Raw genomic sequence first — 24,025 nt, 5'->3', positions numbered from 1 at the left:
ACGCGCCATTTGCGCATCTGTCAGCCAGAAAAGATCAGACATATCACCGCTCCATTTTCGGACGGTGAATCACGCCGCTAGAATGAAATCAATGGGTCCAGAGCCTAGCGATAGGTTTGACGACTGCCGCTCTGTTCGCTTGGCTCCTCCAATGGTTCTAACCACTATGGTAAGCCAAGTATGAAGCTTGCCACGATCAGTCGAGGGCTAGTTCTGGCGCCGTTGGCGTAACGCTATATGGTCGCTTACGCAGTCAGCCAGATCGATCATAGCGCGTCTTTGATTTTCACTCCAATCGCGGGGCACACGGTCCAAGGCGCAAAGCGAACCAAGTATCTCTCCTTCAGGGCCTGATATTGGGGCTCCAAGGTAGGCGACCAAACCCATTTCCTCAATGATCGGATTGCCCTTCACTCGCGCATCTATTCTAGCGTCGGAAACGGCGAGCATCTCCCCTGTGCGGGTTACAATTTTACAGAATGATCGGTCCAGATCCGTCTGCGTCGGGTCACCCGGCAAGCCGATGGAAGCCTTGAAATATTGCCGATCAGCGCGCTCCTCGACAAAGGAAACAAGTCCAATTGGAACCTCTGCTAAATGGCATACTAAGCGGGTAAAGCGGTTGAAACCTAGCTCGGGCGGACTGTCGACAAGTGAAAGGCGTCGCAGCACTTTGGCAATCACTTCGTCATCGGTTCGGTCGTGCGCTTCCGGGCGGCTTGCTATTTGCTGCTCATACATGTTGTTTGATCTCCAGTTTGATCCCGTTTTCATCGTTTGAGAGACGCACTCAGCGAAGCTTGATCACCGATAGAGATCATGGAAAATTGACGAAATTGCGACACAGTTTGACAAATCTAGTGCAATGTTTACCGCTCTCCCCCAGGCCCATCATCCGCATAAGGGATAGGTGGCATACCCGCGTCAGGACCGCCCATCGCGCAGCCGCTCTGCAAGTTCATTGTGATCGCGGGGATGGCGAGCGGCCGCGCAGACCATCTGGCGTCGGACATCAGTGGCCTTACGCGGCTTCGAGATGTTCCAGCCGCCGGCCCGCGCGCTCTTCGGAGCGGGGAAGGGCCAGCAGGAATGGAAGGATTGCTAGCGCTATGCGCGCGCATCGCTCATATTTTGCACTGCGCTCCGCCAATAGCTGTGTTCCAGATTTTTGGAGAAATACTTTAGCGTCGCTCAGCAACGTCCCATAGAGCTTGAAGGATCTCGCCATCAATCGCAGTGCCCACCATCTTCTCCATTATTTTATGCACCTCTTCCAGAGGAAGTGCTGGCTTATAGGGTCGCGCGGCGGAAAGGGCATCGAAAATGTCAGCAACCGTCAAGATCCGCATTTCCTGAGTCAGGGCCTCAGCCGAAAGACCGTATGGGTATCCTTTTCCATCCAGTCGTTCATGGTGCGCTGCTGCAATCCACGCCATGGGCCGGAAGGGGCGCACATGGTTCAGAATTGTCTGTGACATGACTGGATGGCGCTTGATGACCTCAAACTCTTCTTCCGTCAGCTTCCCCTTCTTGTCCAGGATCCGGTTAGAAACGCCAAGCTTCCCGATATCGTGCATCAGGGCTGTTCGCCACATCCAGCGCTGCGTCGTCCTGCCAAGCGACAATTCTTCAGCCAGAAGCCCGGTATAATGCGCCACACGCTCGGAATGGCCATGCGTGAACGGGGATTTTGCATCAATCACGCGTGCAAAGGCCTTCACGATGTCATCGAGCAAATCATCGTCCAATGAAAGGGCGTCCTGCGCGGGTTCCATCGAGAACACCCGACTTTCAATGTCAGGTGCCGCCAAGGCCTCCCAAAAGCCCGGATCACGCGCACAAGACATGGCAGCACGCACGATCTGCGGATCAAACCATGTGCCGCTGCGCTGCTGGATTTCACTTAGGGCCGCATCTGGACCTGCCGCCCGGAAGAACACTTCCATCACTTGTGCCAGTAATGCGATCCGGGAAAAAAGAGGGATATCCTCCCCTACTAACCGATACGGTCTACCGCCGCCGTTCCAATGCTCGTCTAGGCCGGCAATGCCTTCTGCAACCGCATTGGAAAAGCGCATCTGGCGCGCAATGTCGGCACCCGCTTGACAGCGTGTCTCATAGATTTCCTTGACCAGTTCGTCTGCACTACGCAACACGTCGAAGACTGTCTTCGCCCGGCGCATCATCGGTTCGTCGGTGGCTGTGTGCCGCAAGACAAAGGCAATCGCCTGCTTCACCGACCCATCAATCGTCTTGGATCCGTGTTTGAACGTGTGATCATCGGTCAGATAGAGTTGGCAGATGCGTGCGGCGTTGGAAGAACAGCCAAGGTCCTTCAGCAGAAGGGTGTAATAGAGGTCCGCCGCATCTGTGGAACTCAGGCCGAGCTTCTCGCTAATCCGCGTTCCGATGAAGCAGGAGCGCACACAGTGGCCGGGTTCCTGCCCCTCAGTCAGGTCGAGCGCATAACTGAGCGATCCCAGAACCTCGCCCAAGGTACAGCCGGAGATGGTAGCCTGTTCCAGATTGAAAGACGCAGTCTGCATCCGACGCGGTCTCCTGTCATATGACACGGTCCTGAGACGGACAGCAGAGGAACTCGTTAACATTCTGAAGATCGGCTAGCAATGTAGCGCTTTCCCAGCGTGCTCGGCGGGCACTTCAGCAGATTGGTATTCTCTGGCTTGCATTGCATTTCGTACCTGTCTGGCATGTCTTGATTTCAAACCGAGCGAACCGTGCAGCTGGAAAACACGTTTTGCCAAGTCGATACCGATAAGAGTAGCTTCGGACATGGATGCTCCTTCCTTTTGTGATGGCTTTAACACTCACCACAATGGCACATTGCGATGCCGCTGGGAGGGGCATCCACGCCATCAACAGAGCCGCTGGCACCGGTCGATCCCGCCAATTGTCGGCCCTAAACTGGCGCTAGAAGCGGTTAACCCAATCACCGATCGTTTGGTAGGACTGTGCGACGCCACACTTGGCAAAGAGGTATTCCACGTCGCAATCTACTTAGCTTCGCTCCACTGAGGGCAATAACATGCGGTGGGCCTGCGTGGTATTGGCCGATCTGAGCCACGTTGCATCTGAGACGATACGGGTCCAGTCTAATTGCTGACCAGACAGCAGATGGCAGCGTATCTGGTGGGTTGAGGGGAATGCCTCGGCGATCCTTCAGTGTCCGGAAGCATCGCTAGGGCGACTGGCGGGTTGGAAACCCGTGACGTGTCGAAGAGCACTCCGGGTAACCTGCTCGTTGGAAATGGCCCGGTCTCCTGCACATCATTTTTCCACGCATGGGTTTTCCGAGCCATGAAATGACGTGTTTTACCACAAGCAAAAACTTTGCCGCCGATCCTTGCCAACTATCCCCTGAGCGGTGACGGTGCGCCAGAAAGGAAGTGCATAGCAGATGTTTCGGAACCTGTTGCCACTCACAGCTCTTCTGATGGGATCAGCCTTCCTGCTGTTCGCAGGTGGCGTTAATGGCTTGATACTGCCTGTTCGGGGCGAGGCAGAAGGCTTTACCGCGGCATCTCTTGGACTTCTGGGTACGGGCTGGGCGATCGGGTATGTCGCTGGCTGCCTGCAAACGCCAGCTCTTGTAGCCCGCGTCGGGCACATTCGCGCATTCGGCGCCATGTGTGCCATTGCAGCGATTGCGGTCCTTTTTTCTTTGATCCTCATCACGCCTTGGGCTTGGATACCTGTGCGCGCGATCTCCGGCTTCTGCTTTGCCGGTGCGGCCATGATTGTGGAAAGCTGGCTGAATGAACGGTCCGAAGCGGCGACACGCGGTCGGGTTTTCGGTATCTACACGATGGTCAATCTTGTCGCGACCACGGCGGGTCAGATGGTTCTGACGCTCGGGGATGCCTCGGGCTATTTCTTTTTCGTTCTGGCGGCCATGGTCTATTGCCTGGCGTTGTTGCCGACGGCCGTGTCCGCCACATCAACACCGAGGCCGCTGACAAGCGTTTCGCTTAACCTGCGCAAGCTCTGGCAAAACTCCCCGATCGCTGTGTTCGCTGTGCTTATGGTAGGGGTTTCCAATGCCTCTTTCGGAACGCTGGCGGCAGTCTACGCTGCGCGTATCGGTCTGCCTCTTAGCGACATCGCATTGTTTGCCAGCATACCGATACTGGCGGGTGCAGCATTGCAAATTCCGGTGGGGATCCTGTCTGACAGACTGGATAGACGCATCATCCTTATCGGGATCGCGGGCATAGCCCTGATCATAGACGCACTGTTCGTCTTTGGTTCATTTACGCACCCTTGGGTCGTCATGACGCTTGCGGGGCTCTTTGGTGCGACCGTTTTCTCCCTGTATCCTGTAATTGTGGCACACGCGAGCGATCACGCAGAGCCCGGCGCCTTCATTCAGGTCAGTGGCGGATTGCTTCTGGTGTATGGTGTTGGCTCGATCATCGGCCCGTCTGCAGCGGGTCTGGCCATGACCACTTATGGCGAGTCCAGTCTTTTTGCCGTGACGGGGGGCGCGCACATTTTGCTGGTGCTATTCGCCCTCTATCGCTTGAGACATGCTCCTGCGATTGCTTCGGAAGACAAGAAGAATTTTCAGGCGACCCCGATGGCACGCATGTCCACGCCGGAAACCGCTGCGCTCGCCGCAGATGCGGAGGAACTGGCCAGTGACCGTGCTGCAGTTGACCCCGAGACAGGGGCCCCTGCGGCGACAGGGCCTGGCAGATAAGGCTCGGTTATCAGCGCTCTTGGCGCGACCATAATCTCTCTCGTTGTTCAAGGTGCGCCTGTTTCGGATTTGGTTCAGCCACGCTTCACTGCGTGCCTTATCCCAGAGCCAACCTATAGATCATGCGCTGTTCTCGAAGTTGGGCGAAGCGGACGATGTCCCGTCCAAACGGGCGCTCGAAGACGTGACGACAAATTTCGGCACCGTCGTACACCCACCAGGGGCGAAGGCCGCTCGCATCGACCAGACGCTCAGTGTGAAATTCTACGCAATGCCAAGGGGAATGGTGTGCCGCAGTATGATCTTTCAGCACGTCACCACGCAATTCTACCGCGAGTCTGCGTCTGACGGCTAAACCGGACACAGGTAGTGATCGCGTTGTGCACGGCTTGATTTGTCTTCGTTTTTGGTTATATTGAAGACACTGGAGCCGAGAGGAGACGCCTGTCATGTCCCGCACAACTACCATGACCGTCCGCGTCAGCGGTACCCTGAGCGAGTTCGTTGCGACGAATGTCGGCGAGGGCGGCGCTTACGAGAACGTCAGCGAATACGTCCGCGATCTCATCCGCCGCGACAAGGAACGTGCCGAGCGCGAAGCCTTCGATCGCTTGAAGGCCGAATTGAACCGTGCTTTCGCCGCGCCCGAACAAAGCTACAAGCCCCTGACTGCCGCCGAGGTGATCTCGCGGAACCGGGCCTGAGCCCATGGCAATCCTGTTCCAGGAGGCGGCCTCGGTCCGCCTCGACGAGATCTACCGATATACCCGCGACCGGTGGGGCGAGGCGCAGGCCGAAACCTATCTCACCGGCCTGTTTGACGCGTTCGAACGGATCGAAACACACGGCGTGATGTCGAGGCCCGTGCCGGCCGAGTTCGGGGTGGAAGGGTACTTCTTCCGCTACGAGCGCCATTTCGTGTACTGGAAACGCCTTGCCAATAGCGACATCGGGATCGTCACGATCCTGCACGAGCGGATGCATCAGATCGAACAGTTCAAGGATGACTTTGAATAAGCTGTGGATTTTACGCATGAAAGGTCGCCCTTACTTCGCTCTTCGATGAGTTTCCCAAGGTGGAGAAGGTTGTCTTTCAGTCCCATCCCCTCCGCCACTTGCCCTCGCGAAAGAGTTCTCCCGATCCGGCTGCGGCCGGATTTTTCCGTTAGTTTCGGGGGTTATGCGGGAGAGGCTGAACATCGCTTTATGCTGGGAGGCTCGAAAGCATTCTCTAATCGCTGGTACCTGGCTCGCCATCAGCCGCACCACGGATGCAGCCGCCGCCCCGATCGTCCGAACACTTTCCCCATAGCCTGATCCAAGACCCCCGCGGCTTCCTCCTTCCGAGGTTTGTCAACGCGGGCCGCCACCTCCCGGCCGCCCACGTCGCACCGCGGCCCGCATCGAAAAACCTTCAGGAATGAGGCCATTCACAGCGCCCGTTTCAATGTCTGCTACCCGCAAGTGCCATGACGCAATCGCTGACCGCGACGCCCACGCCGTAATCCCCCCTCGCAAGAACGAGAAACCGTGGAAGACCGTCACTGCTGGTGCAGTCGCCAGAAACGAGGCACTGCGGGCGGCGAAATATCTCGGCCGTGCGATCTGGCGAAACTGGAGCGGCTACCACCGACGAAGCCGTGCCGAAACGAAGATGCACTGTATGAAACTGATGGGGCAGCGCCTCATGGCGCGGGACTTTGACCGACAGAGCGCGGAGGTCCAGATCCGGATCGCCGTCATGAACGGCTACACCGCGCTTGGAATACCTGTCACAAAACCGTGGGATGAATCCGTCCGGGGAACCTCGGACATCAGAGGCTTTGTGCAACAGGGCCTGGTGAACCGCGCTCTGGTCGCGACGGGTGTCGCGCACCCGGGAGGCTGAGCATGGCGAATGCGCCCGCGCCGCCTGAGGGGTGGGCGCGCTGCCAGCCTGCGCGGCGCGTCTGGGGCGCCGCCGCGCAGGGCCGGGGCGGGGTCAGGCGCGGCCGAAGTTAGCCTTGCGCTCCTCGTTGCTGAGCTCGGCGACCAGCGAGTTAGCCTTGCGCTCCTCGGTACTGAGTTCGGCGACCAGCAAGTTGGCCTTGCGCTCCTCGGCGCTGAGTTCAGCCAGATAGGTGCGCTCGTTTGCGACCGTTTCATGGGCTGCATAGGGCATGTTGCCAACCATAAGGTTTTCAGCATAAGCGGCACTTGCAATGGTCAAGGCTGCGACCGCAGTGCTCAGTCTGGATACGATTTTCATGTCAATTTCCTCTCAAAGTTGCCCGCAATCTGTTGCGGTTACGAGAGAGTCACGGGGCTGCGCGTGGAAGAGTTTCAGTCCGAGCGAGATAAATCAGCCGCAAGTCACACAAGTAAACATTTTGGCCGACACCCATGCTCCTCTTCGCGCACGCCGACTTTAACGCCCGCAGGGGAGCTCGAAGCGGAGCTCTATGTGGAGGTTCAAATGGCGATCGACGCGCTTGTTGCTGCACAAGCCGTTATTCAGGTCTGACTTCAATCGTCATGCTGCAGTCATGCGGCACTGTGTACCGCGGAGATTAGCCTGTGATGCTCGTCTGGACGGCGTGAACGGCCTTTATCGGACCTCCATGCACGGCGCAGTGTAGATCCGCAGGTAGCATGAGGCCGATTGCCAAACTAGTGGCGGGCCCCCGTGCTTATGCGGCGAGCCGCTTCTCCAGGTCCAGCCGCATCGTGGCCATGCCGTGGCGACGGGACAGCTCCTCGTAGCCGGCCGAGAGATAGGCGTTGAAAGCTGGCGCGTTATCGAGCTCCACCTTCAAGGTCAGGATCAGCGCGCCGAGTTCTCGCGCCGCCTGCTCCACGCACTCCGTCAGCTCCGCGGCAGCTCCGCCGCGCGCCTCTTCGGCGAGATAGACATAGGTGAGGTGTCGCACTTCCGGCCCAACTCCCTCTCGTAGGGCGAAGAACCCAACGTCTCGTCCCGCAACATCCTGTAGGTAGAAGGAGACGTCCTCACGGTCTCCAAGCCACTTGTGCTGCCATTCCATCTCGTCGAAGGGCACTTTTGCATTGGGATTGAGCAACGGAATTTCCGTGTCCAGCAGCATCGTTGCCAAGGGTGCTAGATCGCGGTCACGGTTGCGACGCAGGGTGAGTGCCATGAGTTCTTCCTTCGGCTGGGCCCGGCGCCAGCCCGCCGGGGTGCAACATGAAAGTTGCGCGCCTGACACAGATGGACCGTCCTGGTCAACCGGGGAGGACGCATCCCGGCAACCGCGCCCGCGTCAGGGCTCCGGGCCATCTGCAGAGGTGATAGGGTGGAGAGTGGGCGCAAGGCCGATCGCCCGGAACTGGAGAAGGCACTGAACCTCGCCCGCCTGACAGGTGCGAACTTGGTGATTGCCAAGCTGGACCGCCTGTCGCGCGATGCTGCCTTCCTGCTCACACTGCAGAGCAGCGGGGTCCGCTTCCTTGCCTGCGACATGCCCGAGGCCAATGACCTGGCCGTAGGCATTATGGCGCTTATAGCGCAACAGGAGCGCGAAGCCATCGCGCGCCGCACCAAGGAGGCCCTGGCGGCCGCAAAGGCGCGCGGCGTCAAGCTCGGCAATCCGAATGGCGCAGCGGCGCTAAAGGCAGCCGGTAAGGGGCGCGCGGCCCTACGAGCGACCATTACGGCAAATGCGGATGCACACGCGGCTGATCTCGCAGATGTCATCACAGACATCCGCACTGAGGGCCATCAGACGCTGCGTGCCATTGCCGCTGAGCTGAACCAGCGCGGGATCCTCACTCGGCGGGTTGGGAAATGGCATGTGTCGAGTGTGCGGAATCTGATCCGCAGGTTTGAGCGTGGCGGCTGAAGAAGCGGCGGGTATCTGGCCACTTCAGTTGTTGGGTGAACAATCTTCCTGAGAATTCCCACTTGCCGTTTCGACGATACACCGCTTCCGGCGCACGCGAAGTCTGCAGAAGTTTGCCGATGTCAATGCGTCCGTCGCGAACCATTTTAACCAGAACCGCTACCTCTCCAGTCGAAACATCTTCAAGCTGAACCGCGCCGCTGCTCTTGCCGAGTGGCGCGGTCTCTGCGCGGCATAAGGTACAGCTTCACTGTCCATTCGGAGACTGGTTCGAATCCGTCTGACAGCACCAAGCTGATAGATATTTTGCCACGGAGAGCCGCAAGCGCTGAATCGAAAGCATGAAATCCAGTCGCAGCATGTATCATAAACCCCCTGAACCCATGCGCCGCGAAATAACGTCGGCAAATCGTTCCAACGTCGAGACGATGCGCGCTTCCTCCTGCGGGGTCATCGTTTCGGCGGGAATGCTGATGGCGACACCGGCGACGGGTTGGTTCTGCCCATTCAATACGGTTTTTCCGTAGCAGAGCATACCTACCATCACCTGTTCCCTGTCAATCGAATATCCGGCGCGGCGAAGGCCGTGTAACTCGGTGATGAGGTCTTCGACGTCGGTGACACTATGCGGCGTCATCGGCGGTGGAAAGTCATCGGCGTAGATACCGCGCACTTCGGAGTCGAGCATCCCCATCAGAAAGGCCTTGCCGGTTGCGGTGAATGCCGCTGGCAAGCTGTCTCCAATTTGAAATTTGAATAGGTTCGGATGCCTGTCCGTGTTCCGCGCGGCGACATAGACCACCTCCCGGTTGTTAAGAACGGAAAGGGTGATAGTCGAGCCAGGAATGTCTGCCTCGCTATCAAGCAGCGTGAGGAATTCATCCGTCACATCGATCGTACGCGTGAACGCATTGGACCACCGCATGATATGAGGCCCGAGTTTGAAGCTCTGATCGTCCCGCTTTTGCAAAAGGTCGTATGAAAGAAGCGTGGCGCATAGACCGTGAACGCTACTTTTGGGAAGGGAAAGATGCCGCGCGATTTCAGAGATTGTAAGGCGTTGGTCCGGCGCAGACACCAGATTCATGATCTGGATGGCGCGGCTGAGAGCGGGAACGAGCCGTTCTTCGGATGAGCGATAGGTTTTATCCATATGAGTCCCCCCGTTCAAACTATAGCCACAGAAGAATGTTGACTTTGGGTCAAGGCCGGCGTTCAACTAGTCAAGCTGTGTTCAGCACAATGAACAACAATTATTTCGTCAGCGGCGCCAGATTATTGCTTTAAGTCCTTTCGTGGAGGCCTCGGGAGCAACTTTGAAACGCCGCGGTTATAAAGATGGCTCTGGGGAGAAGCTGCATGCCGATGAGTGTTCGGGACTGGGCGGTGAAGTTCAGTGACGCATCTGACAATGACGCGACCATTGCGGCGATGGCCAAGTATTTTACCTGCAAGTATCTCTGGGACATGGATGACGCCAAGGTCATCGTGGAGATGAAGGATGGCAAGGTTTACGCCATCAATATCAATCCCGGTCCGATGGACAATTATGATTTTGCTCTCAGGGCGTCGGCCCAGACATGGCGCGAATTTGCACGTCCGATCCCCAAGCCGATGTATCACGGAATTTATTCCGCCAGCTTTCGTAAGGATCTGAAGATCGAGGGCAACCACCTGGTGCTGATGCAGAACCTTCGCAATTTCATCGTGCAATTCGAATTGCTGAGGAAGGTCGGTGTGCCGGTTTGACCGGTGGCCCCAAAATCCGCCTGACCCTCCAAGGAGTTATCAAAAAATGGCCAAGCATTCACCCGTAATCGGTCGCTACGTCACGATCGACGTCGAGGGTTGCGAATACAAGGTTTTCTACCTGCGCAACGGTCAGGGCATTCCGCTTGTCTGCCAGCACACGGCAGGGTGTCACAATCACCAGTGGCGCGACCTGCTGGAGGATGCGGAAATCACGGAAAACTACGATGTGATCGCCTATGATCTGGCACGTCATGGAAAATCCGATCCGCCGCTCAACAAGGAGTGGTGGAAAGAGGAGTACAAGCTCACCAAAGAGCATTACATGAAGTTCATCATGGCCTTCTGCGATGCCCTCGAGTTGCGTGATCCTATCTTCATGGGCTCATCCTTTGGCGGAAACATCGCCTTGCAATTAGCGCTGCATCAGCCCGACCGTTTCCGTGCCGTGATCCCGGTCGAAGCGGCCCACTATGCGCCAGGCTTCTTTATCGATTGGTGGCATCATCCGCATGCCAATGCAGCGCAGGTTTGCGGCTCGGGCGTCTGGGATCTCATGGCGCCGCAAAGTCCGGACATGGATCGCTGGCTGACCTGGCACTACTACACCCAAGGCTCAGAGACGTTTAAAGGCGACCTCTATTACTATTCGGTCGATCACGACATGCGCGGCCAGCTGGGCGGCATCGATACGTCGAGGTGCCCCGTCATCATGATGACAGGCACCTATGACTACCTGACGCCCCCCGAGGCGACCGAGGACACCGCTAGCCAGATTTCTGGCGGGGTGTATATCGAGATGGAGGATATCGGCCATTTCCCGATGTCGGAAAACTACCCTCTCTTCCGCAACTACTTGAAGGAAGCGCTGCGTCTCATCGACGAGCGGACCTGACAATGACGCGCGTGGGAGAGTGAAATGAAGATCATCGAATTCGACGACAGGGGCCAGCAGGTTGAGCGCGATTCCAAATCGCTTCGCGGACATTCCGGCGGCTCGGCCTTAGCTGAGAGGCCTGCGGGAATTGAGCGCCCCAAAGTGCCTTCGAGCGCCGGGGTCGAGCTGTTCATGTTCCAGACCGGGACGCTGAAGACCGCCAAGCACAACATCAAGATGAATGCAGGCAGCGAAGATTGGGAAATTCCGGTTCCGTGGTATCTGATCAAACATCCCATGGGCCATGTCGTCATCGACGGCGGCACCGCGCGTGAGGCCGCGATCGATAAGCGCGCGTATTGGGGTGATGTCGCCAAGGTCTACGAGCCGGTTCTGGACATCAAGCAAACCTGCGTCGAACAGTGCCGGTCGGTCGGGGTCGAGCCCAATGATGTGCGCTATGTGCTGCAGTCTCATCTGCACCTCGACCACACCGGTGCTGTCGGCCGGTTCCCCAAGGCGCAGCACATCGTGCAGCGAACCGAGTATGACTACGCCTTCGACCCGCAGTGGTTTTCCGCGGGTGCTTACATCCGTGCTGACTTTGATCGTCCGGGGCTGAACTGGAAATTTCTCGGCGGCGAGACGACGGATATGTTCGATCTGTTCGGCGATGATGTGATCAAGATGATTTTCACGCCCGGACACTCTCCGGGCCACATGAGTTTCCTGGTCAACCTGCCCAAGACGGGGCCGATCCTGCTGGCCATCGATGCCGCCTACACCATGGATCATTACGAAAACAAGGCGCTGCCCGGCTTCATGACCTCTGCCCAGCAGACAGCGACTTCTGTCGCCAAGCTGAGGCGTATTGCCGAGCGCACTGGCGCGCGCGTCGTCGCTGGTCACGACCGCGCGCAGTGGGATGGGATGCGACATGCACCAAAGGGTTCTTATGCCTGACGCCGGTGTCGGCCAGGGCCAACGACGACCAACGGAGGAGGAAACGATGAGACTTATAAAACCCGCACTCATGGCGGCGGCGGTCACACTTATTGGCACGCTCGCGGTTCATGCCCAAGGCTTGGATGAGATCGATCCAGAGATCGCCGACCGAGTATTCAATCCCGAACTGCTGGACCCAATGCAGCCTGTCGGCCCCAGCGCCTGGCGTGACTGGAAAGCCAAGAATCCGCCGCCTTGGACGATCGGATATGCAAGCTCCTACGCCGGGAATACCTGGCGCGCCGGTGCGATGGACGAACTTCAGAACGAGATCATTCCCTACTGGAAAGAATTGGGCATGATCGATGAGGTGATCATCACGCAGTCGAACCTGAACGACAGCACACAGATCCAGCAGATGCGTCAGCTGGTTGATCAGGGCGTCGATGCGATCTTCGTCTGCTGTTCGAACCCGACTGCACTGAATCAGACGGTCGCCTATGCGGCTGAGAATGACGTGCCCGTTTTCTCTATGACAGGCTATCTGACCAGCGAATACGCGGTGAATTCTTCGGTGAACTACCAGCTAGCGGGCTACGAGCTGGGTCGCTGGATGGGTGAGGAGATCGGCGGCGAAGGCAATGTTCTGATTGTTGAGGGTATTCCCGGCACTTCGGGATCCGACAGCCAGGATCGCGGTGTACGCGCAGGTTTGGAAACCTTCGAGGACATCGAGATCGCAGGCACGGTCGCAGGCATGTGGACCGATCAGGTCGCGCAGGGTGAAGTTCAGCGCTGGCTTGCCACCTACCCCGGCAAGCTGGACGGTATCGCTGTTCAGTCTGCAGCAGAGATGGGCGTTCTAAGGGCGCTGGCGCAGTCAGGCCGCTCCGAGATTCCGATAACCATCGGCGGTGAGCTGGGAGCGCTTTGCTACTGGCGCAACAACCCTGACTACGTCTCGGCCATGTTTCACGTCTGGCCACCGCAGAACGATATCCAGCTGATCTGGAACATCATGATGCGCACACTTCAGGGCCAGGGCCCCAAGATGCAGTCTGTTTTGGTCGAGCCCATTCGCATGACTTACGACGACATCGCCTCTTTGCTGCCCGAGGATTGCGATGAAAACAATCCCGGCTGGCTGGACGTTCCGAAAGAGCAGTGGGGGCTGGATCCGGCCTTCATCGATGAGTTCTTCCTGCGTCCCGCTGATCCTACAGAGTACGCGGCACAATAATTCCGCGGCTCACAAAATCCGGGGACGCGCTGTGGCGCGTCCCCCCAGTTTTCACCTGATGGATCCATTTGACGCCGATGCAACCCGCGCCTTCCACACAAACTGGCACCAAGGCTACCGCGCCGCGTGAGACCGTCTCGATACGCGGCGTGAGCAAGCGGTTCGGACCGACGCGCGCGCTCGACAAGGTCAGCTTTTCGGCATCCGCTGGCGAAATTCATGCCATCGTCGGCGGCAATGGCTGCGGCAAGAGTACGCTAGCCAAGGTGATCTCGGGTATCCTTCCCATTGACGAGGGTGCGGTGTCGATACTGGGCGAAGCGCCCAGCAGTCCCGCGGAAAGCCGCGCCTTGGGCATTGCGACGGTCTATCAAGAGGTCATGGTCGCCGAAGAAAGCACTGTGGTCGACAACGTCTACATGGGCGTCGATGATCTCTTCGCAAAATCCGTCTCTTTCGAAGATAAGGTCGAGCGAACCGCAGTTCTGATGCGTGACCTTTCGGGCGAGGATGTTGATCCCTTTGCTCTTGTCGGCAGTCTCCCGCTTGGGCTGAAGCAGTGGATAACCATCGCGCGCGGTATGCTCTCAGAGCCTCGCATCCTGATCCTAGACGAAAGTTCGGCTGCACTCGATTTCGACAGTACTGAGCGTCTGTTTCAGAAAATGCGCGATCTCCGGGATCGCGGTTGTACGATTCTGATCGTGACGCACCGCATCGCGGAATTGGTGCGCATCGCGGACCGTGCTACTGTCCTGCGCGACGGAACCGATGTGGCCGTTCTGGTGCACGAGCAAATAACCGAGCGCAACCTAGTGGCAGCCATGACCGGCAAGGAGGCCGGTGGACGTCAAAGCGATCACGTCGCACCTCAGCCGGCCGTCGACGAAATTGCGCTGCGTGCCGAGGACCTGCGGGTCAAACCTGGCGCAAATGCGTTCGATTTCGAACTGCGCCGGGGCGAAATCGTAGGCATTGCGGGACTGGACGGCCAAGGGCAGGACGCCTTTGTGCGTATAATGGCCGGGGTTCAATCCGCCGCGGAGGGATTGCCTTTCGTGGTCGGCACGGACGGAACGCTGGCACCCGTCCGCGGGTTACCAGACGCAGTTCGCGGCAAGATCGCGTATGTATCGGGCGACCGCAAACGCGAGGGGATCTTTGCCACCCTGTCGATCTTTGAGAACATGATGATGCCGCTTTATGCGCAAAAACGGCGCGGTGGGATCTTGGGTATTATCGATTGGGAAACTCTTTCATCCACGTTTGAACGCGAGACACGCAACTTGATGATCAAGTTCGGGGTCAAAAGCGACCGCATCACTTCCCTCTCAGGAGGTAATCAGCAGAAGGTGTTGATCGGGCGTGGTTTTGCGATGGGGCCAAATACTATCGTGCTGAACGACCCGGCTCGTGGAATCGACGTCGGTGCTAAAACCGAACTTTATCGCCACTTGCGCAGTGCGGCTCAGAACGGCCGTGCGGTCATCTACATGTCGTCCGAGATCGAAGAATTCATCGGCTTCGCCACCCGGATCATCGTTTTTCGAGATGGAGCGCCATTCGATGCATTTGACGGGCGCGATTTCGAGCCAAACACCATCCTTGAGGCAATGTTCGGCCAAACCGATGGGTCTGGCTTGGATGCCCGCTACGGTCTAACGCCCAGCCGGGCGGACATTGATGCGTGTCGAGATCCGCGCGCTACGAGCTCTGTTGGCAGTGTGCGTTACCCTGAACGCCCTGATATGCCGCCGATCCGCGTGGTCGAGGCGCAGCCCGATCCCGCCCAGAATTTTGACCGCTCGCGCATCAAAATTGTTGATTTTGGACGCAAGTCCGCGTCGCAGCGAGGACTTAAGACGTGAGCGTGACCGACCAGATCACATCGGCGCCTCCGATCGCGTCTGCGTCCCACGAAGGTGATGCCGTGTCCAAGATAAAGGACAGCTCGGCCGGACGCTCGGATCCATTTCTGCTTGTGCCTATTACCCTTTTTTACGTGCTTTTCACGATTGCTGTACTGCGCTCACCGTCTCTTGTCAGTGCATCGGGCATCGGCAGTGCAACGATCGTCGCCACGCCGCTGATCCTCGCCACCTACGCGCTCATGGCATCTGTCATCGCGGGGCGGGGTACGGTGGATCTGTCCATCGGGCCGCTGATCGGCTTCATCAATGTGACGATGGTTCAGCTGGTCACGAACGGCTATTTCACCAATCCCTTTGCCTTTTTTGGACTCGCGTTTCTTTTGGGCGCGACCTATCAACTGCTCTTTGCACTAATTGTCGTGTACGTGCGCGTCCAGCCGATCATCGTGTCGCTCAGCGGATTTTTGGCGCTATCGGGGATCAATTTGGTGATCCTGCCGCGTCCAGGGGGATTATCTCCTGAATGGATGGCCAGTTGGGGCTTGGGGCGCACGGTGTTCTCACCGCCGTTGGTGGTATTGGTGCTGGCGACGGTGGCATGGCTGCTGTTTACGAGGACAGCATTTTACACGCATCTGCGTCTGATGGGCTCGGACGAGCGCGCGGCCTACACCTCGGGCGTGCCGATCACGATTGTGCGGATTGGCGCGCATTTGATTTCAGGGCTGTTCGCGGCATTGGCAGCGATTTGCTTTACCGCGCTTATCTCTTCTGGTGATCCGTCTCAGGGAACGACCTATACGCTGATTGCGGTGACCGCACTCGTGCTTGGCGGCGCATCCCTCGCTGGTGGGCGGGCCGGCGTTTTCGGCTCGGCACTTGGCGCTCTCAATCTCTATCTCATTACATTTGTTCTGGCGACATTCAGCTTTGGTGCTGTCCAGAGCTTCGTCACCGATCTGGCATATGGGACAATTCTGGTTGCGTCTCTGTTACTGACGCTGGTCTTGCCTCTAATCCAGCGATACGTGCGCCACTTCTCTCCTTTGCTGTATTTCGTGGCATTGGGGGTCGTGGTTCTTGGGGTGACCTTGCATTCGGCCTTCGATTATGGCGCCTTGTCAGAGGCGTTCGTGGCGCCCGCATTTCCCGGCCCATTGGACTTGAGCAAGGCGATGCCAGGCCCGTTTCAAGTGGCCGAACTCGATCCAGAGACCATCGCACTGAGGATGGCGGCCAAGCCCCTGATATGGGGTGCCGTGATTTTGGTCGCACTGGCGGTCCTTGCGCGTGTCGCGATCACGTCGGGGCGCACCCGCGATCTGTCTCCTGTCGTTTTTCTCATCGTTGGTCTCATCATTCTCGGCGCGGCCTATGCGATAAGCCGTGACACGCTTGCCGACGCACCAGCTGCAACGTCCAGCGAGGTTCTGCAATGATCCCGTTTGAGCAGACACGCGCCCTTAGCCTTGCCACCCGGATCCTTGGCCTTATCATCGGTGCGGGCTTGACCTTGCTGAGCGTGATTTTCGGGTTCCTGCAGGGCGTCGCAGTGCCCGCAATCATCCTTTACGCGCTGGCGACCATGGCGCTCTTTTTCTGGGGCTGGAAATTTATCCTGCCGCACTTCTTGAACGAGGTTGAGGGCGAAAAGGATAAGGACGTGAGCGGTCCGGGGCCGTTTCGTCGTATCTGGATCCAGTACTACCCATCGCTTCTGGGGCTGGCTGCGATCCTTGTCGTGTTTTTCATTCTGGCAGTTTCTGTCGATGGATTTCTGAATGGCTGGACAGTCGGATCGCTCGTTATCCTGTTGGGGACTATTGTTGCAACCCGCGCAATCGGGCCACTTTTCGAGACTAACCGCTCGGCCTTTATCGGCATCATGGTGCTCGTCGGACTCTTCGCCTTGGGCGGTATGAATATCGAGGGTTTTTCTTCGGGCTATAACATCCGCTCGATGCTTCTCTTCGCCGCGTTTCTGGGCATCGCAAGCGTCGGCCAGACACTGGTGGCGCTTCTTGGCGGGCTGGACTTGTCGATCCCGTCGGTGATCGGGGCATCCAATGTCGGCATGCTTTATCTGATCAGCCAAGGCGTGCCGCCATGGCTGGCCTTTTGTTGCGTCCTTGTCATCGGCGCCTTGCTGGGAGTGATGAACGGGTTTCTCAGCTTTCGACTGCAGGGACAGGCGTTGATCGTAACGCTGGGAACGGGTTTCATGATCGCTGGCGGCGTTCAGATCATCACCTCGATCGGGACGTCCTATGGCGGTAACGTGTTCGGCACTGTGCCGGGCTGGCTTTCAAACCTTGCGGCGATGAATGGCCGCACGGTCGGCATCCCCATCCCGCCCGTTATCGTCATTTGGGCACTGATCACGCTGTTTCTGGTCATCGGGCTGCGCGTCACCGTTTATGGGCGCTACCTATACGCCTTGGGCGTCAACCGGATCTCGGCCAAGCGCGTGATGATTTCGGAGATGAAATACTGGGTTATGGCCTACGCGGTATCTGGCTTCTTCGCGGCGTTGACAGGCGCGCTCTTGTTAGGTTGGTCGGGCGGCGGGTTCATTGGAGTGGGCGACCAATACCTTTTTTTAACGCTCGCGGCGGTCGTAGTCGGTGGCACGTCCTTGATGGGCGGGCAGGGCGGCTATGGCTTTACCGTGATCGGGGTGCTGGTGCTCCAGGTGCTGACCTCTTTCCTCGTTGGGATAGGACTGGACTACGAATGGCAACAATTCATTTTCGGGCTGCTGATCCTGCCGATGGTCGCACTCTATGCTCGCTCCCCTCACATCCGCACGCAGATCTGATGCGCCGCGTATTATTATCCACGGAGGTTTTTCCATGACAGTCTTTGCGACACCTGACCTCACAGCGGCTAGCTATTCGGCGGCGCTGTTTGGGCTGATCGCGACCAGTGTGCTGCTGTTGATGGGAACAGCATGGACGCGCGGCCACTGGAAACTGGTCATCACCCTGTGCGCCTGCTCGACAATCGTAGGGGCCATTGCGTCATTCGAAGCCCGCGCCGCATGGAGCTCGGGGGCGGTGCCGATCGTTTATCACTATGTCGGCTGGGTTATCTCGATGCCTATCCAGGTGCTGGCGCTCTTTTTCTTCGCACGCACGGTCGGAGAGGTTTCGGTCGGGCTTTTCTGGCGGTTGCTGGTGGTGTCGGTTCTGATGATCTTCTTCCGGTATCTTGGCGAGGCGGGTTACATGAACGCGACGCTTGCCTTCCTGATCGGGTTGATCTTCTGGCTCTATATTTTGGGCGAGCTGTTCTTTGGCCGAATGGATGCGGTCATCACCGCCAGCCTGCAAAAGCCTGTCATCCGCTCGTATTTCTGGCTTCGACTCATCGTCACGGTCGGTTGGGCGATTTATCCGCTTGGCAACTTCATCACCAGTTTCGGTGGCTACGACGATGGCGGCGCACTTAGCGTTGCCTATAATCTGGCCGATTTTCTGAACCGGATGGCCTTTGGTGCGGCCATGCTGTCAGCTGCCATGCTGGCCGCCCCGTCCGAGCGCAGCGCAGCGGAGCAAGGCTGATGGCACAAGGCATTATCAACGATATCAACGGAGGGTCGAACCCATGAACGGTGCTGACGTCATTGCAATCATCATTCTCGCTGCGATCGTCATCGCGGTACTGGCCTATCTTCTTCATTGGCTTTACCGCCGATCGACCAAGGATGTCTCGTTTGTCCGCACCGGCTTTGGTGGGGAAAAGATCGTGATGGGTGGCGGCGCCTTCGTGTTGCCGATCCTGCACGATATTACCGAAGTCAATATGAACACGCTGCGTCTTGAGGCGATCCGCGCGCGGGAGAAATCGCTGATTACCAAGGACCGCATGCGTGTCGAGATGACTGTAGAATTCTACGTGCGCGTTGCGGCCACAGAAGAGGCGGTTTCGACAGCCGCGCGTTCTTTGGGCCGCCGGACGATGGACCCGGATCAACTTCGGGAATTGGTTTTGGGCCGGTTCGTCGATGGCATGGGCGCTGCTGCCTCCGAGATGACGATCGAGGAAATCCAGGAAAACCGCCGTGACTTCGCGCGCCATGTGCGCACCGAAATCGCAGAAAGCCTCGAACAGGACGGTCTAGAACTTGAAAGCGTTTCGGTCACATCTCTGGATCAGGCGGATATCTCGATGTTCAATCCGTCCAATACTTTCGACTCCGAAGGTTTGACGCGACTGGTCGAGCAAATTGAAACACGCAAGAAACGCCGGAACGACATCGAAAAGGACACCGATATCGCCATCCGCGCAAAAAACCTCGAAGCCGAGAAGAAGTCGCTTGATATCGGCCGCGACACCGAATACGCGCGGATGTTAAATGACAGCGAGATCTCGGTCGAGCGCGCACAGCGCCGCGCCGAGATTGCGCGTGAGGAGGCCGCGCGCGAGCGCGAGATCGAGCAGATCCGGATTTCTGAGCGTGAGCAGGTCGAGCGGGCGCGCATCACCTCAGCTACCGAGATCGAGGCGATGGAGATCCAGCGGCGACAGAAGATCGAACTCGACGAGGAAAGCCGAGAGATCGCTCTGAGCCAAAAGGCGAAGGAACGCTCCGAGATCCAGGCGCTCACAGAAGAAGCCGTGGCCGCCGCGACCGAAGCGCGCGAGCGGGTTCTGACGATCCGTGACGTGGAGATTGCCAACCGCCAGAAATCCGTCGAACTGATCGAAGCCGCCAAAGAGGCCGAACGCGATGCAACCCGTCTGACGACGCTGGCCGCTGCGGAAGAAAAAGCGGCCAAGAACCGGGCCGAGGCCGTTCGTATCACCGCCGCCGCCGAAGAAGAGCGCCTGCGCGTCGAGGCCGAGGGTGCGGTCAAACTGAACGAAGCCGAAAACCTTCGTTCGGATGCGAGCCGCAAGAGCGCACTGCATCAGCGTCTGGTCGAAAACCTGCCATCCATCATCCGCGAGAGCGTCAAGCCTATGGAGAAGATTTCGGAGATCAAGATCATGCATGTCGACGGTCTGCCAGGGTTCTCATCGAACACCGGGGGCACCTCAGGGGGAGGCAAGGAAGACGGCACCGCGCCGCCCGCCGAGGGAAATCTTGCAGATCAGGTTGTCCAATCGGCATTGCGCTACCGCTCCCAGGCCCCGTTCGTCGATCAGCTGCTGGGCGAAATTGGCATGGACGGCGGAAACATCCACCGCTCGGAGTCGCTGCGGGATTTGTCCAAGATTGTCTATTCGGAGCCGTCTTCGGGCGGGGACGCTGGGTCAAAGGGCAAGCCCCGTTCTGCAAAGTCCAAAAGTTGAGGCAGGCTCTGGGCCCGTTCCTGGTAACAGATGACCAATTGGAGGCGTACGATGCAGGTATACAAAGCCAAGACCGAGCGCGGATTGATGGTCTTCGCCATTTGGTCTGCGCTCGGCACGCTCGGTCTCATGTTGATTGTCGAGGGCTTTGCCCGTGATGGCTACACCCTCGCGCTGGCTGGGACTTTGGGGATCATCGCGGCGCTGGGAGGGCACGTGATCGTAAATGCCGTATTCTCAACCGGTTTCACACCTGGTGAGACAGCCCTTGGGCTCACCGCCTTCGGATTATTGGTTCTGGTTTTTGTTCTGTCAGTCCTGACCGGTGACGTGTCGACCTCTGATTTCTACGCGGGCCTCACACTATTTGCCGCACTGACATCCGCGTTCGTCATCTACCTGATCACGCGTCATGGCCTGCGAGGCGCGTTCTCGCGCTTTCATGTAGGCGCGCAGCGCACTGATCTGCCGCCGCCGCCGCCGCCGGAGACCTGACATGGGCTTGGGCGGGGGCACATCATGGCTGTTGTTGATCGGCGCCGCTTACATCGCGGTTGCACTTTATTGGGCGCGAACTGCGGCGGTGCAAAACGAGGACTTCACGACATGGTTTTCCGCAGGCCATAGCCTGTCGCCTTGGGTGAGCGCTTTAGTGCTGGCGGGGATATCCGTTTCGGCTTTCTTCACGCTGGGCACTGCACAGGGCATCGCGCAGAGCGGTTTTGTTCACGGGTATCTGTTGCAAGCCGGTATCCTTCTGGCAATTCCGGGGGCGTTGCTTTTCAAAAGAGCGTGGTTCATCGCGCAGCGCTATCGGGTGTCGTCGCAGGCCGAATTGCTGCGTATGTACTACGGAAGTGATGCTATTGTTGTGATCGTTGCAGCCATTGCTATCCTGTTCGCTGTGGGTTTCTCGGGTATGCAGTTGCGGGCCGTCTCGACGCTCATCCAAGATGTTTCGGGCGGCGGTGTATCCTCCCTGACCGCCGGAGCCGCGCTGTCGATCCTGCTTTTTGGATATGTCGTCATCGGCGGTATGCGCGCAATTGGATATCTGGGCGTTATACAGACTGTGTGCCTCGTGTCGGCCAGCCTTTTGTTGGCAGCCTTGATCATTATCGACGCGGGATTTATTGCGGCGATCAACGCTCGGTTGCTCGAACGCGCCGCAGCCGGTGAGAGCGCGCTACTTTTCGAAGTCGCCGGCGTCATTCAGTTCGTCGCGGGTTTGGGCCGGGGCAGCTTTTTCGATCATCCCGTGACGGCCATCACCAATCTATCTGGGGCCTATGCACTTCTTGGCATCGGGGCAGGGCCGGTTGCTTTGAAGGTGATCTTGTCGACGCGTTCAACACGCGGTATTGCCGCTGGTCAAACTTGGGTGCTTGCGGGCTTCTTCGGACTGCTGATTGTATTGCCCATCGCCGCCATCGGTGCCGCCGGTATTGGTGGACGCGGTTTTGGCGTCCCGACGTGGCTGACAGAACTCTCGGCCACGTCGCCATGGTTCGCGGCGTGGATTGTGCTTGGGTTTGCGGCCGCGATGCAGGCGTTCGCCGGCCTGTCGATACTTGTCGCTGCCGAGACCTTGATCCGGCATATCTGGAAGCCCTACTACGCGTCGCATCTGGACCGGGCGGCTACCGTTACCCTGACCCGTGTCACAGTTGTGATCATCACAATCATCACCGTTTTGATGGCATTCCTCGCGCCGGTAACGACATCCGCGATCGGCACGTTCGCCCTGCCAGCGTCAGTACAGTTGCTTGTTCCCATGCTCGGTCTTTGCTGGTTCGGTTGGATGACGCCTGCGGCGGTCCTCGCTGGCCTCGGCTTTGGCCTCTTTGGCGCATTTGTAACGGACGTGGCCGGGATCGGGTTCTTGTCATGGCTTGGGCTTGATCTGCCTTGGGGCCGCTCCCCTTGGAGCGTCAACGCAGCAGCATGGGGCCTGGGTGCCAACGCCGCCGTGTGCCTTCTTGTGTCGGCGGTCAGCCAAAAGGCCGCGGCGTCACCTAGGCGCTCGGCTGTTCAAGCTTTTCTCTCGGGCAGCTTGGCGGCGCCTGATACCGTGCCGTATCGGAGCTATGCATGGGCGGCGGGCCTGGCTTGGATGTTTCTGGCCGTCGGGCCGGGGCTGGTCTTTGGTAGCTATGCGTTTGTTGTGGAGGATGCCTGGATACTGGGTTTCCCGTCTCTCTGGGGGTGGGCGATGCTGTTCTGGCTTCTCGGCGTCGTGTTGGTCTGGGCTCTTAGCTACAAGATGAAGATGGCCAGCTACATCGATCTGGACATAGATACGTTCGAGCCTCCTCCGACACTACAACGCGACACCCGCGCGCTGGAGGCTGCACGTCTTCGCAATACCTTGATCGCCCTGCTGGTCGCTGGTGGATTGACCACGTTGACGGTCTGGAGCTTTGGTGGCGCATTCTAGCGTCCGCTGGTCCTGTCAGTGGGCGTTGTCAGAAAAGATTGTCTTGGTGTTGTCAGAACAAAACTGCCTGACGCGGGTATGGCGGTCTTTTCAGAGGAAACTGGCTTGAGACGGGCAGGGCGGTTTCGTACCCTCCATTCATGACCCAATGATCGCCATTTTCTATTTCAAAACCAGAAGACGCATTTATTTGATTTCAATTCATNCCGGTTTCGTACATCAAGTTTTTGTATCAGCACGGTCATGTAATGCTTCACAGTCTTCTCGCTAAGCGAGAGTGCAACAGCAATTTCCTTGTTGGTGCAGCCCTGAAGTAAAAACCGCAAGACATCTTCCTCGCGACGGCTGAAGCGGACGGTTGGGCAGCTTCGGGCGCGTGCCTTGACCTGTAGTCCGGCCACAACATTTGCTGCAACTCGCGGAGACATATAGGTTTCGCCCCTATGGACCTGCCTTATAGCATCGCTCAATTCTTCCAGACTGCTGCCCTTGAGCACGTATCCAAGAACTCCGGCCTCGAGTGTGGCAATGGCGGTTTCTATATTGCTGGACGCCGTGAAGGCTATGAGTTTGGTTTTCGTGTAGTCATTGGCAACCGTTGCTATCGCCTCGAGAACACGGCCAGGCATATTGAGATCCATCACTATGATGTCTGGAACAATATTTCTTGCAAGTTCCACGACATCATTGGCAACCGAACCAAGTCCTACAACCTTAAATTCATCGTTTCAGGAAAATAGATTGCTTATGCCGGATAGCAAAATCGGGTGATCATCAACAAAAGCTATCCTGACAGGGTTCATGTCAACGCCTTGTTTGGCCTACATAAATTTGCAGAATCTAAACTTTAAAACTGATTTTCCAGACCTGCGCTGCATGCATTGCATAGTGCCATGCAAGATCCGTTTATAGACTACTTCTCACAGCGTATCAATGCAGATGTCAACGGCGGAGACAAAACCGGCCACGTGGCGGCGCAAAACCAGGCCAGTGGCGGGGTGCCAAGCGCCATGGCACGTGCGCTCCCCAGATAGCTGGCGCGTGCCATG

General features: G+C 57.8%; 22 protein-coding genes and 3 pseudogenes. 17 read left to right on the top strand and 8 right to left on the bottom strand.

Annotated features, from left to right (window positions below):
- Positions 1 to 207: 207 nt before the first annotated feature.
- From V8352_RS18885 to V8352_RS18875, 3 genes are all read right to left on the bottom strand, one after another.
- Positions 208 to 741 carry a GAF domain-containing protein gene (locus tag V8352_RS18885; RefSeq protein WP_336425841.1) on the bottom strand — a complete coding sequence of 178 codons (534 nt, stop codon included), beginning with the start codon at positions 739 to 741 and terminating at the stop codon, positions 208 to 210.
- 440 nt (positions 742 to 1,181) lie between these two features.
- Positions 1,182 to 2,546, bottom strand: coding sequence for an HD-GYP domain-containing protein (locus tag V8352_RS18880; RefSeq protein WP_336425840.1), 1,365 nt, complete (start codon positions 2,544 to 2,546; stop codon positions 1,182 to 1,184).
- A 75-nt stretch (positions 2,547 to 2,621) separates the two neighbouring features.
- On the bottom strand, positions 2,622 to 2,795 hold the full coding sequence (locus V8352_RS18875) for a hypothetical protein (protein ID WP_336425839.1): 174 nt from the start codon (positions 2,793 to 2,795) through the stop codon (positions 2,622 to 2,624).
- A gap of 623 nt (positions 2,796 to 3,418) precedes the next feature.
- Here V8352_RS18875 and V8352_RS18870 point away from each other — a divergent pair.
- The 4 genes and pseudogenes from V8352_RS18870 to V8352_RS18855 all read left to right on the top strand — a co-directional run.
- The gene (locus V8352_RS18870) at positions 3,419 to 4,720 is read left to right on the top strand and encodes an MFS transporter (protein WP_336425838.1); all 1,302 of its coding nucleotides are present in this window, start codon (positions 3,419 to 3,421) and stop codon (positions 4,718 to 4,720) included.
- A gap of 449 nt (positions 4,721 to 5,169) precedes the next feature.
- A complete protein-coding gene (locus tag V8352_RS18865; protein WP_336425837.1) occupies positions 5,170 to 5,424 on the top strand; it encodes a ribbon-helix-helix domain-containing protein in 255 nt (84 codons plus the stop codon).
- A 4-nt stretch (positions 5,425 to 5,428) separates the two neighbouring features.
- The gene (locus tag V8352_RS18860) at positions 5,429 to 5,737 is read left to right on the top strand and encodes a type II toxin-antitoxin system RelE/ParE family toxin (protein ID WP_336425836.1); all 309 of its coding nucleotides are present in this window, start codon (positions 5,429 to 5,431) and stop codon (positions 5,735 to 5,737) included.
- Positions 5,738 to 6,176: 439 nt separating this feature from the next.
- Positions 6,177 to 6,608, top strand: a pseudogene (locus V8352_RS18855) (transposase); the annotation flags it as partial.
- A gap of 93 nt (positions 6,609 to 6,701) precedes the next feature.
- On the opposite strand, the gene V8352_RS18850 reads toward V8352_RS18855, so the two are convergent.
- Positions 6,702 to 6,968, bottom strand: a complete 267-nt coding sequence (locus V8352_RS18850) for a hypothetical protein (protein ID WP_336425835.1) — start codon at positions 6,966 to 6,968, stop codon at positions 6,702 to 6,704.
- A gap of 421 nt (positions 6,969 to 7,389) precedes the next feature.
- The gene (locus tag V8352_RS18845; protein ID WP_336425834.1) at positions 7,390 to 7,857 is read right to left on the bottom strand and encodes a GNAT family N-acetyltransferase; all 468 of its coding nucleotides are present in this window, start codon (positions 7,855 to 7,857) and stop codon (positions 7,390 to 7,392) included.
- Between the two features lie 156 nt (positions 7,858 to 8,013).
- On the opposite strand from V8352_RS18845, the gene V8352_RS18840 reads away from it, so the two are divergent.
- Both V8352_RS18840 and V8352_RS18835 read left to right on the top strand, forming a co-directional pair.
- On the top strand, positions 8,014 to 8,559 hold the full coding sequence (locus tag V8352_RS18840) for a recombinase family protein (protein ID WP_336425833.1): 546 nt from the start codon (positions 8,014 to 8,016) through the stop codon (positions 8,557 to 8,559).
- Between the two features lie 32 nt (positions 8,560 to 8,591).
- Positions 8,592 to 8,797 (top strand): annotated as a pseudogene (locus tag V8352_RS18835) (IS6 family transposase); the annotation flags it as partial.
- A 126-nt stretch (positions 8,798 to 8,923) separates the two neighbouring features.
- Here the strand turns inward: V8352_RS18835 and V8352_RS18830 are convergent.
- Positions 8,924 to 9,712, bottom strand: coding sequence for an IclR family transcriptional regulator (locus V8352_RS18830; RefSeq protein ID WP_336425832.1), 789 nt, complete (start codon positions 9,710 to 9,712; stop codon positions 8,924 to 8,926).
- Between the two features lie 206 nt (positions 9,713 to 9,918).
- On the opposite strand from V8352_RS18830, the gene V8352_RS18825 reads away from it, so the two are divergent.
- From V8352_RS18825 to V8352_RS18775, 11 genes are all read left to right on the top strand, one after another.
- Positions 9,919 to 10,308, top strand: coding sequence for a hypothetical protein (locus V8352_RS18825; RefSeq protein WP_336425831.1), 390 nt, complete (start codon positions 9,919 to 9,921; stop codon positions 10,306 to 10,308).
- A gap of 46 nt (positions 10,309 to 10,354) precedes the next feature.
- Entirely contained in the window at positions 10,355 to 11,203 is an 849-nt protein-coding gene (locus V8352_RS18820; RefSeq protein ID WP_336425830.1) for an alpha/beta fold hydrolase, read from the top strand.
- A 24-nt stretch (positions 11,204 to 11,227) separates the two neighbouring features.
- Positions 11,228 to 12,148, top strand: a complete 921-nt coding sequence (attM, locus tag V8352_RS18815) for an AttM family quorum-quenching N-acyl homoserine lactonase (RefSeq protein ID WP_336425829.1) — start codon at positions 11,228 to 11,230, stop codon at positions 12,146 to 12,148.
- Positions 12,141 to 13,370, top strand: a complete 1,230-nt coding sequence (locus V8352_RS18810) for an ABC transporter substrate-binding protein (protein WP_336425828.1) — start codon at positions 12,141 to 12,143, stop codon at positions 13,368 to 13,370. Before attM ends, V8352_RS18810 begins: the two co-directional genes overlap by 8 nt.
- Before the next feature lie 149 nt (positions 13,371 to 13,519).
- Complete coding sequence (locus V8352_RS18805) at positions 13,520 to 15,238, top strand: sugar ABC transporter ATP-binding protein (protein ID WP_336425827.1); 1,719 nt, start codon at positions 13,520 to 13,522, stop codon at positions 15,236 to 15,238.
- Positions 15,235 to 16,680 carry an ABC transporter permease gene (locus V8352_RS18800; protein WP_336425826.1) on the top strand — a complete coding sequence of 482 codons (1,446 nt, stop codon included), beginning with the start codon at positions 15,235 to 15,237 and terminating at the stop codon, positions 16,678 to 16,680. Before V8352_RS18805 ends, V8352_RS18800 begins: the two co-directional genes overlap by 4 nt.
- Positions 16,677 to 18,059 (top strand): ABC transporter permease, encoded by a 1,383-nt coding sequence (locus V8352_RS18795; protein WP_336425825.1) that lies wholly within the window; start codon positions 16,677 to 16,679, stop codon positions 18,057 to 18,059. Before V8352_RS18800 ends, V8352_RS18795 begins: the two co-directional genes overlap by 4 nt.
- 34 nt (positions 18,060 to 18,093) lie before the next feature.
- Positions 18,094 to 18,804: a bacteriorhodopsin gene (locus tag V8352_RS18790; RefSeq protein ID WP_336425824.1), complete on the top strand. Its 711-nt coding sequence runs from the start codon at positions 18,094 to 18,096 to the stop codon at positions 18,802 to 18,804.
- Positions 18,805 to 18,847: 43 nt separating this feature from the next.
- Positions 18,848 to 20,539 carry a flotillin family protein gene (locus V8352_RS18785; RefSeq protein WP_336425823.1) on the top strand — a complete coding sequence of 564 codons (1,692 nt, stop codon included), beginning with the start codon at positions 18,848 to 18,850 and terminating at the stop codon, positions 20,537 to 20,539.
- Between the two features lie 51 nt (positions 20,540 to 20,590).
- Positions 20,591 to 21,034 (top strand): hypothetical protein, encoded by a 444-nt coding sequence (locus tag V8352_RS18780; RefSeq protein WP_336425822.1) that lies wholly within the window; start codon positions 20,591 to 20,593, stop codon positions 21,032 to 21,034.
- Between the two features lies 1 nt (position 21,035).
- Positions 21,036 to 22,976 carry a sodium:solute symporter family transporter gene (locus tag V8352_RS18775; RefSeq protein WP_336425821.1) on the top strand — a complete coding sequence of 647 codons (1,941 nt, stop codon included), beginning with the start codon at positions 21,036 to 21,038 and terminating at the stop codon, positions 22,974 to 22,976.
- Positions 22,977 to 23,143: 167 nt separating this feature from the next.
- Here the strand turns inward: V8352_RS18775 and V8352_RS18770 are convergent, their stop codons facing one another.
- Complete coding sequence (locus V8352_RS18770; RefSeq protein WP_336425842.1) at positions 23,144 to 23,404, bottom strand: helix-turn-helix domain-containing protein; 261 nt, start codon at positions 23,402 to 23,404, stop codon at positions 23,144 to 23,146.
- Positions 23,405 to 23,440: 36 nt separating this feature from the next.
- Positions 23,441 to 23,683: pseudogene (locus V8352_RS18765) on the bottom strand (response regulator); the annotation flags it as partial.
- Positions 23,684 to 24,025: the final 342 nt, after the last annotated feature.

Origin of the sequence: Roseovarius sp. D0-M9, from assembly GCF_037083805.1 — a bacterium.
GTDB lineage: Bacteria > Pseudomonadota > Alphaproteobacteria > Rhodobacterales > Rhodobacteraceae > Roseovarius.
This window is presented reverse-complemented; position numbering and strand designations above follow the sequence as displayed.

Coding starts and splice junctions, on each gene's coding strand:
- V8352_RS18870 (WP_336425838.1), top strand. CDS start 3,419: ATGTTTCGGAACCTGTTGCCACTCACAGCTCTTCTGATGGGATCAGCC.
- V8352_RS18860 (WP_336425836.1), top strand. CDS start 5,429: ATGGCAATCCTGTTCCAGGAGGCGGCCTCGGTCCGCCTCGACGAGATC.
- V8352_RS18795 (WP_336425825.1), top strand. CDS start 16,677: ATGATCCCGTTTGAGCAGACACGCGCCCTTAGCCTTGCCACCCGGATC.
- V8352_RS18790 (WP_336425824.1), top strand. CDS start 18,094: ATGACAGTCTTTGCGACACCTGACCTCACAGCGGCTAGCTATTCGGCG.
- attM (WP_336425829.1), top strand. CDS start 11,228: ATGAAGATCATCGAATTCGACGACAGGGGCCAGCAGGTTGAGCGCGAT.
- V8352_RS18850 (WP_336425835.1), bottom strand. CDS start 6,968: ATGAAAATCGTATCCAGACTGAGCACTGCGGTCGCAGCCTTGACCATT.
- V8352_RS18865 (WP_336425837.1), top strand. CDS start 5,170: ATGTCCCGCACAACTACCATGACCGTCCGCGTCAGCGGTACCCTGAGC.
- V8352_RS18775 (WP_336425821.1), top strand. CDS start 21,036: ATGGGCTTGGGCGGGGGCACATCATGGCTGTTGTTGATCGGCGCCGCT.
- V8352_RS18785 (WP_336425823.1), top strand. CDS start 18,848: ATGAACGGTGCTGACGTCATTGCAATCATCATTCTCGCTGCGATCGTC.
- V8352_RS18880 (WP_336425840.1), bottom strand. CDS start 2,546: ATGCAGACTGCGTCTTTCAATCTGGAACAGGCTACCATCTCCGGCTGT.
- V8352_RS18830 (WP_336425832.1), bottom strand. CDS start 9,712: ATGGATAAAACCTATCGCTCATCCGAAGAACGGCTCGTTCCCGCTCTC.
- V8352_RS18825 (WP_336425831.1), top strand. CDS start 9,919: ATGCCGATGAGTGTTCGGGACTGGGCGGTGAAGTTCAGTGACGCATCT.
- V8352_RS18820 (WP_336425830.1), top strand. CDS start 10,355: ATGGCCAAGCATTCACCCGTAATCGGTCGCTACGTCACGATCGACGTC.
- V8352_RS18810 (WP_336425828.1), top strand. CDS start 12,141: ATGCCTGACGCCGGTGTCGGCCAGGGCCAACGACGACCAACGGAGGAG.
- V8352_RS18780 (WP_336425822.1), top strand. CDS start 20,591: ATGCAGGTATACAAAGCCAAGACCGAGCGCGGATTGATGGTCTTCGCC.
- V8352_RS18845 (WP_336425834.1), bottom strand. CDS start 7,857: ATGGCACTCACCCTGCGTCGCAACCGTGACCGCGATCTAGCACCCTTG.
- V8352_RS18875 (WP_336425839.1), bottom strand. CDS start 2,795: ATGTCCGAAGCTACTCTTATCGGTATCGACTTGGCAAAACGTGTTTTC.
- V8352_RS18885 (WP_336425841.1), bottom strand. CDS start 741: ATGTATGAGCAGCAAATAGCAAGCCGCCCGGAAGCGCACGACCGAACC.